Source organism: Acinetobacter sp. YH12219, from assembly GCF_013417875.1.
Classification (GTDB): Bacteria; Pseudomonadota; Gammaproteobacteria; order Pseudomonadales; family Moraxellaceae; genus Acinetobacter; species Acinetobacter amyesii.
The window spans coordinates 48,620-63,731 of record NZ_VPDC01000020.1 but is presented as its reverse complement, the minus strand read 5'-3'; the positions used below and the strand labels follow the sequence as shown (position 1 = coordinate 63,731).

Annotated in this window: 11 protein-coding genes and 1 pseudogene; 5 read left to right on the top strand and 7 right to left on the bottom strand. The window is 42.0% G+C overall.

Going from position 1 to position 15,112, the window contains the following annotated elements; translation table 11 throughout:
• Together FTV04_RS13260 and FTV04_RS13255 are read left to right on the top strand one after the other, a co-directional pair.
• Positions 1-106 (top strand): annotated as a pseudogene (locus FTV04_RS13260) (IS5/IS1182 family transposase); the annotation flags it as partial.
• Positions 107-125: 19 nt separating this feature from the next.
• On the top strand, positions 126-1,115 hold the full coding sequence (locus FTV04_RS13255; protein ID WP_078192680.1) for a hypothetical protein: 990 nt from the start codon (positions 126-128) through the stop codon (positions 1,113-1,115).
• A 29-nt stretch (positions 1,116-1,144) separates the two neighbouring features.
• On the opposite strand, the gene FTV04_RS13250 is transcribed toward FTV04_RS13255, so the two are convergent.
• From FTV04_RS13250 to FTV04_RS13220, 7 genes are all read right to left on the bottom strand, one after another.
• Positions 1,145-2,548 carry an efflux transporter outer membrane subunit gene (locus FTV04_RS13250; protein WP_078192679.1) on the bottom strand — a complete coding sequence of 468 codons (1,404 nt, stop codon included), beginning with the start codon at positions 2,546-2,548 and terminating at the stop codon, positions 1,145-1,147.
• Between the two features lie 10 nt (positions 2,549-2,558).
• A complete protein-coding gene (locus tag FTV04_RS13245; protein ID WP_180089896.1) occupies positions 2,559-4,538 on the bottom strand; it encodes a MacB family efflux pump subunit in 1,980 nt (659 codons plus the stop codon).
• Between the two features lie 2 nt (positions 4,539-4,540).
• On the bottom strand, positions 4,541-5,893 hold the full coding sequence (locus FTV04_RS13240; protein WP_180089894.1) for a MacA family efflux pump subunit: 1,353 nt from the start codon (positions 5,891-5,893) through the stop codon (positions 4,541-4,543).
• A gap of 136 nt (positions 5,894-6,029) precedes the next feature.
• Entirely contained in the window at positions 6,030-7,013 is a 984-nt protein-coding gene (holA, locus tag FTV04_RS13235) for a DNA polymerase III subunit delta (RefSeq protein ID WP_180089892.1), read from the bottom strand.
• 9 nt (positions 7,014-7,022) lie between these two features.
• Positions 7,023-7,556: an LPS assembly lipoprotein LptE gene (gene lptE / locus FTV04_RS13230; protein WP_078192675.1), complete on the bottom strand. Its 534-nt coding sequence runs from the start codon at positions 7,554-7,556 to the stop codon at positions 7,023-7,025.
• 201 nt (positions 7,557-7,757) lie between these two features.
• Entirely contained in the window at positions 7,758-10,379 is a 2,622-nt protein-coding gene (gene leuS / locus FTV04_RS13225; RefSeq protein WP_180089890.1) for a leucine--tRNA ligase, read from the bottom strand.
• Between the two features lie 128 nt (positions 10,380-10,507).
• On the bottom strand, positions 10,508-10,852 hold the full coding sequence (locus FTV04_RS13220; protein ID WP_257221049.1) for a DUF4124 domain-containing protein: 345 nt from the start codon (positions 10,850-10,852) through the stop codon (positions 10,508-10,510).
• Positions 10,853-11,551: 699 nt separating this feature from the next.
• Between FTV04_RS13220 and FTV04_RS13215 the strand changes: the two genes are divergently transcribed.
• From FTV04_RS13215 to ilvC, 3 genes are all read left to right on the top strand, one after another.
• Positions 11,552-13,279 carry an acetolactate synthase 3 large subunit gene (locus FTV04_RS13215; protein WP_180089888.1) on the top strand — a complete coding sequence of 576 codons (1,728 nt, stop codon included), beginning with the start codon at positions 11,552-11,554 and terminating at the stop codon, positions 13,277-13,279.
• A complete protein-coding gene (gene ilvN / locus FTV04_RS13210) occupies positions 13,276-13,767 on the top strand; it encodes an acetolactate synthase small subunit (protein ID WP_180089886.1) in 492 nt (163 codons plus the stop codon). The genes FTV04_RS13215 and ilvN overlap by 4 nt, the downstream gene beginning before the upstream one ends.
• 109 nt (positions 13,768-13,876) lie before the next feature.
• Positions 13,877-14,893, top strand: coding sequence for a ketol-acid reductoisomerase (gene ilvC / locus FTV04_RS13205; protein WP_078192867.1), 1,017 nt, complete (start codon positions 13,877-13,879; stop codon positions 14,891-14,893).
• The last annotated feature ends 219 nt before the right edge of the window (positions 14,894-15,112 follow it).

Here is a 15,112-nt window from a genome sequence, read left to right as displayed (position 1 = left end):
AACCTTCAAAATTCTTGCTGAGCGATATCGCAATCGAGGCAAAAGACTAGCATTAAGATTCAATCTAATTGCTGGAATTTATAACTTGGAGCTGAGTGAAAAATGACTTATGAAAGAAATCTAATATGAAAAGTAAAATAAAAAATCATGACTTTGGTTATGATGTATTTAAACAGGATGTTCCTTTTTCTCAGTTAGATGAAGGAGACGTTCTACTTAAACCAGAAAATGATTCTAAACGTAATCATAATTGGTCATTTGTTAGCATGAATGATGATTATATCGAATTGATTGATCAATCTTATGCAAGGTTAGGAAAAGGAATAAGTTTATTAATTCCAATGTTTCCATTATTTTTATTTTTATTTTACTACATTGGTATTCTTTCTTTTCTTGATAATTCTAGTGTAGGAGAGGCTTTTTTTTTCCTTATAGCTGTACTTTTTGTAATAGGACTTCCTTGTGTTGCATTTCTACGTCCTTACTTTAAATATGATCATAAACAACCTATTTGTAAGCCTGTTCTTTTTAATAGAAAAACAGGTAAAGTTTTTTTCTATATTAATGATCAAGAATATATAGAAAAGAAATGGACAGATGTAGTTTATATTATGGGCAGTAGTTTTGGGTTGTCTGGCATTCCATTACGAGAGCTTCGGGCACATATCATCGAAGACGGCATCCTAAAACATACCTTTGTGATTGGCTTTCCAATGATTGGAATATTTCGTACTCAAGGTTTATGGACTTTTATTTGTCATTTTATGATGAAAGGACCAGAGGAGCTTTACCCCAAACCGCATCCTATGTACGGTACCATCGATCCGTTTACCCAACTAACCTATTGTCAAAAGGTCGTGGGTGCAAAAGAAAGTTGGAGAGATACATGGAAATCATTTCGAATCATTTATCATTATAATTGGGTTCCAGCTTTATTTGCTTATCCATTTGATGTGTGTAACTTTGTTGCACGAAGAATTTTATTGCATATCAAACCATTGCCCGTTTGGCATGAAGATGTAGTACGAAAAAACAAAATGGATTTAGAGCGCCCAGAGGAAATCAGCGCAAAAGATAATTTTGAATTTACGATGTTTAAAATGATGGATAAATAAAAAGCCCTTTCGGGCTTTTTATAAAGAACTTAAGGCAACTGCTTAATCGGACTACCACCCAACGCCTGCATTAAAGTCACATAAGCATTATATTGACTCTGCTTGGTTTGAACCAAAGACAGTCGCGCATTACGTGTGGTCTCCTGTGCATCAAGCAAGTTTTTCAACGCAATTGCACCATTACGATAACGCACTTCAGTCAAACGCTCAGTTTTTTCTGCAAGCTGCACATTACGCTCTTGCAAAGCAACTTGTTGACTTAACTCAGTACGATTGGATAGCGCATTTTCCACATCGGCAAAAGCCTGATACAAGGTCTGACGATATTGAATAATAGATTTTTCATAATCTAAATCGCTAATCGCAAGGTCTTTCTTCATATCGTTATATTGCAAGAAAGGTAAGCTTAAACTTGCACCCAAAGCCAAAGCAGGGTTTTGTAATAAATTACTCAAAGAGGTACTACTCGAGCCTAAACTGCCAGTCAAACTAATCGAAGGGTAGTAACTCGCTTTCGTTGCATCTTTATTTGCCAAAGCTTTACGTAATCTTAATTCGCTCGCTTGTAAATCTGGACGGCGAGACAACAACTCGGCTGGTAAACCCGCTGCAATCGTCGGTAATGCAATTCGAGGTAAACGCTGCGGCTCTGAAATATTCAGTTGTTGCACAGGTTGATGCAATAACACAGCCAATGCAGTACGTGTTTCCACTTTTTGTTGGGCAATTTGGCTTAAGGTCGCTTTTTGACTTTGTACCGACTGTTCCGCTTGGGTTAGATCTAAACCTGAAACGGCGCCGGCTTTATATTGCACTTTGACTAAGTCATAGGTTTTTTGCGTACTGGCTAAGTTTTGCTGCGCAATACTGTAGCGCTCATTTAAATAACCAAGCTGCCAATATAAGTTTGCTGTTGTCGCAATCAAACTTTGGGCAGTGGCTTGCAGGTCTTGTTCAGTTGCTAAAGCTTCCCATTTTGCGGCCTCAGTCTGGCTAGCCAAACGACCAAATAAATCTACTTCATAACTGACGCCACCACTGAGTGATACACCTTTTGATGAGTCATCACCTGAGTTAAGGTCAAAGTTATGTCCAGTAGAGACACTTGAACTCACGCGTGGCCCTTGTTTATTTTCAGCTAAACCTGCTTGTAGTCGAGCTTGCTGTAAATTAATACCTGCAACAGCAAGGTCTGTATTGGCAGCTAAAACTTGATTCACCAACTGGTTTAATTGAGCATCATTAAACAATGTCCACCATTGGTCAGCATAAGTATCTGCATGAACTTGCTGACTCATGGCTTTCGCATTTTGAAATTGCGTCGGGATTTGTGTTGCAGGGGCTTCATAAGGCGTCTTAACCACAGCGGCACAGCCGACTAAGCTACTTCCGAGAATGAAGGCACTTGCAAGTTTACTTAAGGTCATTTGCATCATTATTTCCTTATTCGCGAGAAAGCGCATCGACAGGGTTAAGCTGTGCGGCATTACGTGCAGGAATAAAGCCAAACACAATACCAATCATACTTGAGCAGACAAATGCAGCTACGATAGACGTCGTTGAATAGGCCATTTGGAATGTTCCACCGGCAAAATGACTAATCAATTGTCCAATACCTAAAGATAATAAAACCCCAAGCACCCCGCCTAAGATACATACCAACACCGCCTCAATCAGGAACTGCTGTAAAATGTCACTTTGACGGGCACCCACAGCCATACGTACACCAATTTCTTGAGTACGCTCAGTCACAGAAACCAACATAATGTTCATGACCCCGATACCACCGACGATCAATGAAATCACCGCAATAGCAGACACCAATAAGGTCATAGTTGCGGTGGTTTGTTGAATGGTTTCACGGATACTATCGGAGTTCTGTGTAAAGACATCTTGAGCGCCATGACGTTGCACCAATAAGTTCAATATGGCGTTCTCAGCCGCAGCACTTGGGTATTCATCTTTTACGCGGACAATGATGCTGCGTACATTCGACTGACCTAACATACGACTCATAACCGTTGAATACGGCAAATACACATTCAGGCTATCTGAGTTGCCCATCATGCTTTTTTGTTCTTCGATCACGCCAATGATACGGCTCGGCACACTGCCTAATAAAATCACTTGACCCACAGGGTTGGTGCCATCGGCAAAGAAGGTATTTTTAGTATTACTATCAATCACCACATCTTGCGCTTGCTCAGTCACGCTTTCTTTATCAAAAGGTTGACCCGAAGCGAAGTTCATTCCTTTGACATAGAAGAAATCTTCACTCACGCCATTCACTGTGGTCGACGCTTCTGTGTCTTTAAAACGTGTTGTAACAGATGAATTGACTGAAGGACTAACGCCATCGACATAAGGTTGTTCCGCAAGGGCCGTCGCATCGGCTGGAACCAATGTTTTTACTTGCGATGATCTTGAGTTATCACCAAATCCACGACCTTGATACACCGTGATGGTATTGGTACCTAAACTGCTGATATTTTCTAAAATCTGCTTTTGCGAACCATTCCCAAGAGCCACAACAGAAACCACAGAAGCGATACCAATAATGATCCCGAGCATGGTTAAAAATGTACGCATCCGGTGTGCATTCATGGCAAGGATCGCCATACGGAATGCTTCACCTAAACGGTCAACGGCAGAGCGCCAGCTTGAAGTTTTTTTCTGTGTGTTTGGAACGAGTTGTTGTTTTTCTAAAGGTTCATCACCTGTTTCAGGTACATTGGGCTGATCTGAGATGATATTACCGTCAGAAATTTCAATAATTCGAGTCGCATTTTTTGCAACATTATGGTCGTGCGTGACCAAAATAATGGTATGACCTTTGGCATTGAGTTCGCGCAAAATCCGCATCACTTCAATACCACTATTCTTATCCAATGCACCGGTGGGTTCATCGGCAAGAATAACATCGCCACCATTCATGAGGGCACGCGCAATCGATACACGTTGTTGCTGACCACCCGAGAGTTGGCTCGGACGGTTTTGGGTTTTTTCACCCAGTCCAAGATCGGTTAGTAGTTGCTTGGCACGTGCATTGCGTTCGGTTGCATCTGCACCGGCATAGATTGCGGGAACTTCAACGTTACCTGCAGCATTCAAATCACCGAGTAAGTGATAGCGCTGGAAAATAAAGCCAAAATATTCACGGCGTAACTGTGCCAGTTCATCTGGTTCAAGTTCACGCGTTTCGCGCCCTTTGACTTTGTAGCTGCCATTTGTGGGTTTATCTAGGCAACCTAAAATGTTCATTAGGGTTGATTTACCAGAACCGGACTGACCTACAATCGCCACCAGTTCACCTGGGTAAATCTCAAGATTGACCCCTTTTAGAATCTGGACTGTGCTTTCACCAGCAGGGAATTCACGAGTCAGATTCTTGACCTCGAGTAGAGGCGTCTGATATTGACTCATAATTACATTCTCATTGGGCCGCCAGCACCACCACGGTTGCTGCGTTTCGCTGTATCATTTGAAGTATCAGAACCGTCGGCAATCACGACTTTATCACCTTGTTTTAGGCCTCGGATCACTTGTGCGGTCACACGGTTGTTTAAGCCAAGTAATACAGGTTGAGGTTGTGCAGAACCATCCGCTTGCAATACACGCACCATGGCAACGCTGGCTTTGCCTTGTTTGACCAATGCTTTTTCAGCTTCAGTCAGTTCTAAACCTTTAGGACGATTTGGATGGTCTTTGTTCGATTTAGCTTCTGCGTTGGCATTTTTATCCGCAGATTGACCATCGGTAGACGTATTATTTCGGCTACGTTGTGGACGGTTTGAGGTTTGTACGGCAGCGGCAGGTACCGTTAAGACATTCTTGGCTTCATCTAAAATGATATACACCTGAGCAGTCATATCAATACGCAATTTACCGTCTTCATTTGGGACATCAAATAACGCATTGTAGTAAACCGCAGTACTTGAAGACGAAGAGGTGTTGTTGTTACTTTCGGTGTTAATTGAGTTTGGCGCAGGTTCAACTTGGCGCAGGGTAGCATAGTGTTTTGTTTCACTGTCGCCCAAGGTCGTAAAGTAAACACTTTGACCTTCTTGAACTTTCATGACATCGGCTTCAGAAATTTCAGCTTTAATGGTCATGGTGTCGAGTTTTGCCAATTTCACAATGGTTGGCGCACTTTGGTTGGCGTTTACGGTTTGACCTTCTTCAGTCACAATCGCCACGATGGTTCCATCCATGGGTGCAACAATTTGTGTATAGCCTAAGTCTTCTTTTGCAGTCGCTAAAGTTAAACGTGATTGTTCGATTTGTGCATTAATGGCTGCAATATCAGCTTGCGCAGTTTTATAACTTGCTAGCGCAGATTCAAGTTCTGCACGACTAGTCGCGTCTTGAGCGTACATTGCTTGTTGACGATTATATTCAGCTTGGACTTTTGCAAGATTTGCTTGTTTAACTGCCAATTGCGCTTGTTGGTTTTTGATGCTGGCTTCTGCAGTTTTTAAATCATTTTCCTGACGTACAGAGTCAATACGGGCAATCAGCTGACCTTGTTTCACTTCATCACCGAGTTGCACATACATCTTTTTCACCTGACCAGAAACCTGTGCACCAACACTCACCATTTTGGTTGCTTCAAGTACACCTGTTGCAAGTACAGAGTTTTCAATGTCACCACGACTCACTTCAGCAGTAATATATTGCGGCTGAGTTTCTTTAGGTTTTAGGAAATGCCATGCAGTGACAGCGATTGCCAAAGCAACGATGATGGCTACGATCAATTTTGCTGGTTTTATTTTTGGCATGATTGGCAGTTAAAAGTTTATAAAGATGATTGAATTATAAGATTTAAATACGGATAAATTGTGAACTTTTTGAACAAACAGTAATGATAATTATTCTTTTATACTGGAATGTAAGTTATTACAGCCTTTTATTAGACTAGAAGAGTCTGCGCCCACACAAGCTGGCAATAGCTTGTTGTACCAAGTGCTCAGGATTTTCATGACCTAAACCTTTTATTGACGCGTCTAAACGAAGTAATAGGGCAGGCCAAGTCAAAAAATCGTTCGCATTTAAACGGCGTAACGCTTGTTGATACAGCCCGACTTTGGTTTTCCAAATACCAATTTGCAAGGCATTTTGTGGCTGCTCAAACAGTTGCATCAGCAAACGCATTTCCTTACTGATACTCCATAAAATCAGCGACATCGGCTCGCCTGAAACGATTAAGTATTGAAAAATTTTAATTGATTGTGCCAAATTGCCTTGCAGCATGGCATCATTTAAATCATAGGTGGTGTAGCGTGACTGATCTTGTAAGCAAGAGTACAGATGATCTATTTGGATCATCTCTGCTTCAGGAAAAGTATCTGCAACACGCATTAAACTATTTTTTGCAGCCAGTAAGTTGTGCTCATGATGCTGTTCTAGCCATTGCCAAGCATCATTGGCGAGTTTAATGCCGAGCTTTTGTGCTTCAACGGCCAAAATTTGCTGACGATCTTTAGGGTAGTTTGCAGTCAGTGCAACATTGACTCCATTGGCATCAATGGTTTGGAAAAAACTGGTCTTTAAACTCGCACTGTCTTGCTTCGGCATGACCACGAGCAGCAAGTTACTTTCATTTTGCTGCAAATAGCTTTTTAACAGTTTTAGTCCATTGGCATCGGGTTTAATGCTGCCATGTGCCTCAATTGCCAGTTGACTGGAAAATAATGACAAGCTATTTAAAGCATTAAAGACATTTTTCCAATCAGCAGCAGAGCTAATGTCATACCGTTGACGCTCGACTTCTCGAGTGTTCCAACTCTTACGAAATGCATCCAGGAGATTTTGTTCAAGTAAAGGCTCTTGACCATGCAGCACCCAGGCACCTTGCGCTTCATCTACACGTTTTAATGCCTGAAGATAGTCAAGTTTCATAAATCAAAATTACTCAGCTTTGGTCGGTGCAGTTAGTGGGTTTGCTTTCGGTAAGCGGTTTGATGAAATTTGGCGCACGATTTGTTGTGCAATGTCATCAATAATCACTTGTTTTAAATATTTTTCTTCTTGGTCATCGGTGTTCACGGTTGCTACGTCGTATTGGTAGCTACGTGTTGCCATCAATGTACGTGGTTCTGTCACAGGGTTACCTTGAGCATCTTCAATTTGGAACGTCACATTCAAGCGCAGTAAAGTTTCAACCAATTTACCATTGAGTTCTAAACGTCGCGGAGTGTAATCCAACACATGTAAGACATAGGCATTTTGATTATTGCTCAATTGCACGCCTGCAGAACCTAAATAAATCGCTAACTTTTCATGTAAGTCATCCGTATCTTCAGGAAGTGCCAAACGCATATTGGAATAGGCTACAGGTACAGCAGCAGGGTTGGTGCCTTTTAAATGAAAACCACAACCGACCATGCCTGCGCTCAGGCCCATAGTTAATACAATTGCAGCAACACGTTGAACCAAGTGCATAAAGTGTCCTCTGTTTCCCGAAGGGATAATGTTGAAATCCTGTGTGGATTGTAAAGTCAAAGCCCGTTGACTCGCAACGGGCTTTGTTTGGGAATTGTTTTTTAATCCCTCCCGACCTCCCTTTAAAAAAGGGAGGAGATCCGATTTTTTGTTGGGAGCGGGAAGTCCCCCTTTTATAAAGGGGGATTTAGGGGGATTAAATTAAACCACCAAATTCACTAATTTATTCGGCACCACAATTTCTTTCTTGGTTGGACCAGTCAAGAATTGTTGAACTTCAGGTAATGCTTTTGCTTGCGCCAGAATGTCATCTTTAGATGCATCGACAGACACTTCTAATTTGCCACGAAGTTTACCGTTCACTTGCACTACAATCGTTTGTGTATTGCGAGTCAGCGCAGATTCATCTACCGCAGGGAAGCGTGCTGATGTTAATTCGATACCAAACTCAGCCAATAAGGTTTGGCTTAAATGTGGTGCAAATGGTGCCAGTAAAGTTAGCAGTGTGGTGATCGATTCACGTGCAACAGCGGCATCGTTATCATCTTTTACTTCAAACTTATTGTTTGCGTTTAGAAGTTCCATCATCGCAGCAATCGCGGTGTTGAAGGCGTGACGACGTGCAATGTCATCACCCACTTTTTGAATGGTTTCGTGTGTTTTACGACGCAAGTCTTGTGCAGCGGTAGATAGTGTCGCTTTGTCGATGTTTGCAGCAGAGTTGCCTTGTTCAAGGAAACCAGATGCTAGGCGCCATACACGTTTTAAGAAACGGTTTGCACCTTCAACACCTGCGTCAGACCATTCAAGTGATTGATCTGGCGGCGCAGCAAACATCATGAATACACGTGCAGTATCTGCGCCATATTGGTCAATAATCGCTTGCGGGTCGATACCGTTATTTTTCGATTTCGACATTTTTTCTTGACCGCCAACCACGACGTCTTGACCATCACCTTGATATTTCGCAGAAATGATACGACCTTTTTCATCACGTTCTAAATCGATGTCGGCAGGGTTAAACCAAGTTTTCTTACCTGACTCTGATTCACGGTAGTAAGTATCCGCAAGCACCATACCTTGTGTTAAAAGGTTAGTGAATGGTTCGTTACCTTGAACGACGCCTTCATCACGCATCAATTTGTGGAAGAAGCGTGCATAAAGTAAATGAAGAATTGCGTGTTCAACACCACCGATGTATTGGTTCACAGGTAACCAAGTTTGACCCGCTTCAGGTTTCACCATACCGTCAGTGAAATCTGGAGATGCATAGCGTGCATAGTACCAAGATGATTCTACAAAGGTATCCAAAGTATCTGTTTCACGACGAGCATCGCCACCACAGCATGGGCAAGTGGTTTCATAGAACTCAGGCATTTTGTTGAGTGGGTTGCCTGAACCATCTGGAACCACGTCCGTTGGCAATACAACTGGAAGCTGTTCTTCAGGTACTGGAACCTGACCACATTTTTCACAGTTGATCATAGGAATTGGACAACCCCAATAACGCTGACGAGAAACACCCCAGTCACGTAAACGGAATTGAACTTTCGAGTTGGCAAGTCCAGTCGGTTCTAATTTTGCAAGGAATGCATCGTACGCCCCTTGTAAGTCTAAGCCGTCAAATTCGCCTGAATTCACCAGTTTGCCGTCTTTAGAGCCATACCATTCTTGCCAAATTGTTGCGTCAAAGTCTGCATCGTCTGCACCTTTGGCATCAATCACTTGCTTGATGGTTAAGCCATATTTGTTGGCAAATTCGAAGTCACGTTCATCGTGTGATGGAACCGCCATCACCGCACCTGAACCGTAAGACATCAAGACGTAGTTTGCGATCCAAACAGGAACTTCTTCACCTGTAACTGGGTGCTTAACTGACAAACCTGTTGCCATGCCTTTCTTTTCAGCAGTCGCAAGGTCTGCTTCTGCAACAGAACCCATACGGCATTCTTCGATAAATGCAGCAAGCTCAGGATTGCTTTCCGCAGCTTTAAGTGCCATTGGATGCTCTGCTGCAACTGCAACATAAGTCACACCCATGAGTGTGTCAGCACGAGTGGTAAATACAGTTAAACCATCTGCATAAACATTTGGATTCGCTGAAGGGAAGGTAATTTCCATACCCTGTGAGCGACCAATCCAGTTACGTTGCATGGTTAAAACTTGCTGTGGCCAGCCGTCTTTTAATGTTTCTAAATCGTCAAGTAATTCTTGCGCATAGTCAGTGATGCGGAAGTAGTACATTGGAATATCACGTTTTTCGACCAATGCACCAGAACGCCAGCCACGACCATTTTCAACTTGTTCGTTTGCTAAAACAGTTTGGTCTACAGGGTCCCAGTTCACTGTTGAAAGCTTACGGTAAATTAAACCTTTTTTATAAAGCTGTACGAATAACCATTGTTCCCAACGGTAGTATTCAGGTGTGCAAGTTGCAAATTCACGATCCCAATCTACAGAAAGACCTAACTTTTTAAGCTGATTACGCATGTAATCAATGTTTTCAAAAGTCCATTTTGCAGGAGCGACTTGATGTGCAATTGCCGCGTTTTCAGCAGGCAAACCGAAAGCATCCCAACCCATGGGCTGTAGTACAGTTTCACCTTGTAAACGGTGGAAACGGCTGATCACGTCACCAATTGTATAGTTACGCACATGACCCATATGCAGTTTGCCACTTGGATAAGGGAACATAGAGAGGATATAACGACGTGGTCCTTCTACTTGGTCGGCAACTTTGAAGGCTTTGCGATTTTCCCAGTCTTGTTGGACTGTAGGTTCAATCGCACTGGCTTGATATTCAGGGTCAATGTGAGTAGTCATAAACGTAAATAGAAATAACGGTTAAAAAGTTTGTGCTACAGCATAGCGCAAAATACGCCTAGAGTGAATTTTGCGATGCTGCCTAGATGTAAATAATTTAAGTCGATATAGCAGGACTTTGGCATGAATTATTGTGCTGCGGCAGCTACCGCTTGAGCTTGGCGGAGTGCTGCATTGGCTTCGCGTTGTTGTTCTGCTTGTTGCTCATTTTGTTCATTCGACTGTTCGGCTTCACGTGAAACCTCTTCTTGGTTTTTTGCTGGAGCAGATTGCGTAGTCGTTGTTGCGCCATAGGTATTTACTTTACCTTTACGCTGCGCATTTTTTGGCGGTGGCGTGGTGGTGTAATGCGTTGAACCTTTTGCATCTACCCATTTGTAATATTCTTTCGCTGAAAGGTCCAAACTGGTGAGGCAAAACGCCATGCTAGATAAAATACAGGCAGTGCGAGCAATCGTCGTCTTCATCATCATATATTCAGTCCCAAAGTTATAGTGATCATGCAAAATTATGCTGAAAATTTTGCGCTTTTTTGACAGCAGAATCTATGCATTTTTTAGCACAAAGGATAAAAGGGGCATCGCGTGGGATGAATAACTTTGTGAATGATGAATTGTGGAATTAATAAGCAATCAAAATATTGAGTTCTTATGATCCAATCCATGCCTCAAGTTGAAAGTGAGGCAATTGAATTAAAAACTCACAGCCATTCATTTAATTTATTTATTAGATTTATAAAAGTATTTTATTAAATGCGTGCTAACTGGTTATAAATAAACAAACTACAAAGAATACAAAGAACGGGAGTGTGCTTAAAAAACAAACGGTCTGTAAGTAATCAGAAAAAAGCCGATTTTTAAACTTGACTTTAATGGTTGAAACTACAAAAATGCTGTCTTTAGTTTTATATGCCTTAGATCGATCACCCTTCGAATGAGTGCATTTTAGCAATGGACTTCTTCTCTAGCCGAGAAGTTGAACAAAGCCAACAAAATATGTTTATCCCAACATGTTTTAGACCCCATATTGCTCAAACAGCAAGCAGGTCAGATTTTTTTCTTATTGCTATGAAAACTATGAAATTTGTGTGCTATAACAGAGCACACAGTTAATGAATTAACCACGACAAATGCCCTCCATTTGTGCGTGAAAAAAGATTAGGGTGAATCACGTTGGAACTTTTATCTGGTGGTGAAATGCTCGTACGCGCTTTAGCGGACGAAGGCGTTGAACATGTTTTTGGATACCCAGGCGGCGCAGTACTGCATATTTATGATGCGCTATTTCAACAAGAAAAAATCAATCATTACCTAGTGCGCCACGAGCAAGCTGCTGGTCATATGGCTGATGCTTACTCACGTGTCACAGGTAAAACAGGTGTCGTACTGGTGACATCTGGTCCGGGTGCAACAAATACCGTAACTCCAATTGCAACTGCCTATATGGACTCAATCCCAATGGTGATTTTGTCAGGTCAGGTTGCAAGCCATCTGATCGGTGAGGATGCGTTCCAAGAAACTGATATGGTCGGTATTTCGCGCCCAATCGTAAAACACAGCTTCCAAGTACGTCATGCAAGCGAAATCCCTTCGATTATTAAGAAGGCATTTTATATCGCTTCAAGTGGCCGTCCGGGTCCTGTTGTCGTTGATATTCCAAAGGATGCGACGAATCCTGCAGAGAAATTTGCTTACGAATATCCTGAAAAAGTGAAAATGCGTTCGTATCAACCGCCGCATCGTGGTCACTCAGGTCAAATTCGTAAAGCAATCGATGAATTGATTCATGCCAAACGCCCAATTATTTATTCAGGCGGTGGTGTGGTTCAAGGCAACGCTTCTGCACAGTTGACAGAACTTGCACATTTATTGGGTTATCCAGTAACCAGTACCTTAATGGGTCTTGGTGCGTATCCGGGCAATGATGAACAATTCATCGGCATGTTGGGTATGCATGGTACTTACGAAGCCAATATGACCATGCACAATGCAGATGTGATTCTGTGTGTAGGCGCGCGCTTCGATGACCGTGTAACCAATAATCCTGCGAAATTCTGTCCAAATGCGAAAGTCATTCATATTGATATTGACCCAGCAACGATTTCAAAAACAATTATGGCGCACATCCCAATTGTGGGTGCAGTAGAGCCTGTATTGACTGAAATGTTGGCTCAATTAAAGCAATTGAATGTGTCTAAACCAAATCCTGAAGATATCGCGGCTTGGTGGAAACAAATCAATGAATGGCGTCAAGTTCATGGTTTGAACTATGACAAACCAACTGATGGTTCAATGAAGCCACAGCAGGTTGTTGAAGCGTTGGATAAAATTACCAATAGCCAAGCCATCATTACTTCAGACGTTGGTCAACACCAAATGTTTGGTGCGCTTTACTACAAATACACACGTCCACGTCAATGGATCAACTCAGGTGGTCTAGGAACCATGGGTGTAGGTTTGCCATATGCTATGGCAGCAAAACTTGCCTTCCCAGATCAACAAGTAGTGTGTATTACTGGCGAAGCATCGATTCAGATGTGTATCCAAGAACTTTCTACATGTAAGCAATATGGCCTAAATGTAAAAATTCTATGCTTGAATAACCGTGCATTAGGTATGGTTAAGCAATGGCAAGACATGAACTACGAAGGTCGTCACTCAAGCTCGTATGTTGAGTCACTTCCAGACTTCCCTAAATTAATGGAAGCGTATGGTCATGTAGGTATTCAAATTGACCATGCAGATGAACTCGAGTCGAAGCTTGCTGAAGCGATGGCGATCAATGACAAGTGCGTGTTTATTAACGTGATGGTTGACCGTTCAGAGCATGTATATCCAATGTTGATTGCTGGCCAGTCAATGAAAGATATGTGGTTAGGCAAAGGAGAGCGCACACAATGAGACATATTATCTCTGTACTTGTAGAAAACGAAGCAGGTGCGCTTTCACGGTTGGTGGGTTTATTTTCTCAGCGTAATTATAACATTGAGACTTTAAATGTAGCGCCAACAGAAGATCCGACACTTTCGCGTTTGACTTTAACGACGTATGGCGATGAGCATAAAATTGAACAAATCACCAAACAACTCAACAAGCTTGTCGAAGTTGTTAAAGTTGTTGATTTGTCTGAAGGTGCTCATATTGAACGTGAATTGATGTTAATTAAAGTCAAAGCACTCGGTTCAGCACGTGCCGAAATTAAACGTACTGCGGATATTTTCCGTGGACAAATCGTAGACGTAACGCCAACGACATATACCATTCAAATCGCAGGTACAACTGAAAAGATAGATGGTTTTATTGATGCCTTAGCTGAAAATACAATTCTAGAAGTTGTACGTTCAGGTGTTTCAGGTATCGCACGTGGCGAAAAAGTTTTAACTATCTAATTTTATATATTCACCTCACTCCTATGGGTGAGGTACTTGAAACGTGAATAATCAAACAGAATCACGGTATCAAGTTAAAGGAAACGAAAGCATTTTAGCGGAGACAGCAATGCAAATTTTTTACGATAAAGACACAGACTTATCTATCATCCAAGGCAAAAAAGTAGCAATCATTGGTTATGGTTCACAAGGTCATGCTCATGCGCTTAACCTTAAAGATTCAGGCGTTGACGTAACTGTAGGTCTACGCGCTGGTTCTACTTCTTGGAAAAAAGCTGAAAATGCTGGTCTTAAAGTTTCAGAAGTTCCTGCTGCTGTAGCTCAAGCTGACTTAGTTATGATTTTGACTCCAGATGAGTTCCAATCACAACTTTACCGTGACGTAATTGAGCCAAACATCAAGCAAGGTGCAACGCTAGCATTTGCTCATGGTTTCTCTGTTCTTTATAACCAAGTTGTTCCACGTGCTGACCTTGACGTAATCATGGTTGCTCCAAAAGCGCCTGGTCATACTGTACGTTCAGAATTCCAACGTGGTTCAGGTGTACCTGATCTTATCGCTGTTCACCAAGATGCTTCTGGTAATGCACGTAACGTTGCGCTTTCTTACGCTTCAGGTGTTGGTGGTGGCCGTACTGGTATTATCGAAACTTCATTCCGTGAAGAAACTGAAACTGACCTTTTCGGTGAGCAAGCAGTCCTTTGTGGTGGTGCTGTTGAATTGGTTAAAATGGGCTTCGAAACTCTTGTTGAAGCTGGTTATGCACCAGAAATGGCTTACTTCGAATGTTTACACGAACTTAAATTGATCGTTGACTTAATGTTCGAAGGCGGTATCGCGGACATGAACTACTCAGTATCAAACAATGCTGAATATGGCGAATACGTAACTGGCGTTGAAGTAATCAACGAACAATCTCGTGAAGCGATGCGTAATGCGCTTAAACGTATTCAATCTGGTGAATACGCGAAAATGTTCATCCAAGAAGGTGCGTTGAACTATCCTTCTATGACTGCTCGTCGTCGTCAAAACGCGGCGCATGGTATCGAAGTAACTGGTAACAAGTTACGTGCGATGATGCCTTGGATCCAAGCGAACAAAATCGTTGATAAAGAGAAAAACTAATTTCTTGAATCCATTGATTTGAATACGAAAACCCACTCATTTTGAGTGGGTTTTTTAATATCTAAAGTTACGTGCCTTAAAAATAGAAAAGCATGCTTTTCTATTTTTACGTACCTTGGATCCAAGCGAACAAAATCGTAGACAAAGAAAAGAACTAAGTTCTGATATCTAAGTCAAAAAGCCCTTGTTTTTAACAGGGGCTTTTTTATGCCTTACAAA

What these genes read in the sequence shown, in the direction of transcription:
- FTV04_RS13255 (WP_078192680.1), top strand. Translation starts at nt 126, where the DNA reads ATGAAAAGTAAAATAAAAAATCATGACTTTGGTTATGATGTATTTAAA.
- FTV04_RS13250 (WP_078192679.1), bottom strand. Translation starts at nt 2,548, where the DNA reads ATGCAAATGACCTTAAGTAAACTTGCAAGTGCCTTCATTCTCGGAAGT.
- FTV04_RS13245 (WP_180089896.1), bottom strand. Translation starts at nt 4,538, where the DNA reads ATGAGTCAATATCAGACGCCTCTACTCGAGGTCAAGAATCTGACTCGT.
- FTV04_RS13240 (WP_180089894.1), bottom strand. Translation starts at nt 5,893, where the DNA reads ATGCCAAAAATAAAACCAGCAAAATTGATCGTAGCCATCATCGTTGCT.
- holA (WP_180089892.1), bottom strand. Translation starts at nt 7,013, where the DNA reads ATGAAACTTGACTATCTTCAGGCATTAAAACGTGTAGATGAAGCGCAA.
- lptE (WP_078192675.1), bottom strand. Translation starts at nt 7,556, where the DNA reads ATGCACTTGGTTCAACGTGTTGCTGCAATTGTATTAACTATGGGCCTG.
- leuS (WP_180089890.1), bottom strand. Translation starts at nt 10,379, where the DNA reads ATGACTACTCACATTGACCCTGAATATCAAGCCAGTGCGATTGAACCT.
- FTV04_RS13220 (WP_257221049.1), bottom strand. Translation starts at nt 10,852, where the DNA reads ATGATGATGAAGACGACGATTGCTCGCACTGCCTGTATTTTATCTAGC.
- ilvN (WP_180089886.1), top strand. Translation starts at nt 13,276, where the DNA reads ATGAGACATATTATCTCTGTACTTGTAGAAAACGAAGCAGGTGCGCTT.
- ilvC (WP_078192867.1), top strand. Translation starts at nt 13,877, where the DNA reads ATGCAAATTTTTTACGATAAAGACACAGACTTATCTATCATCCAAGGC.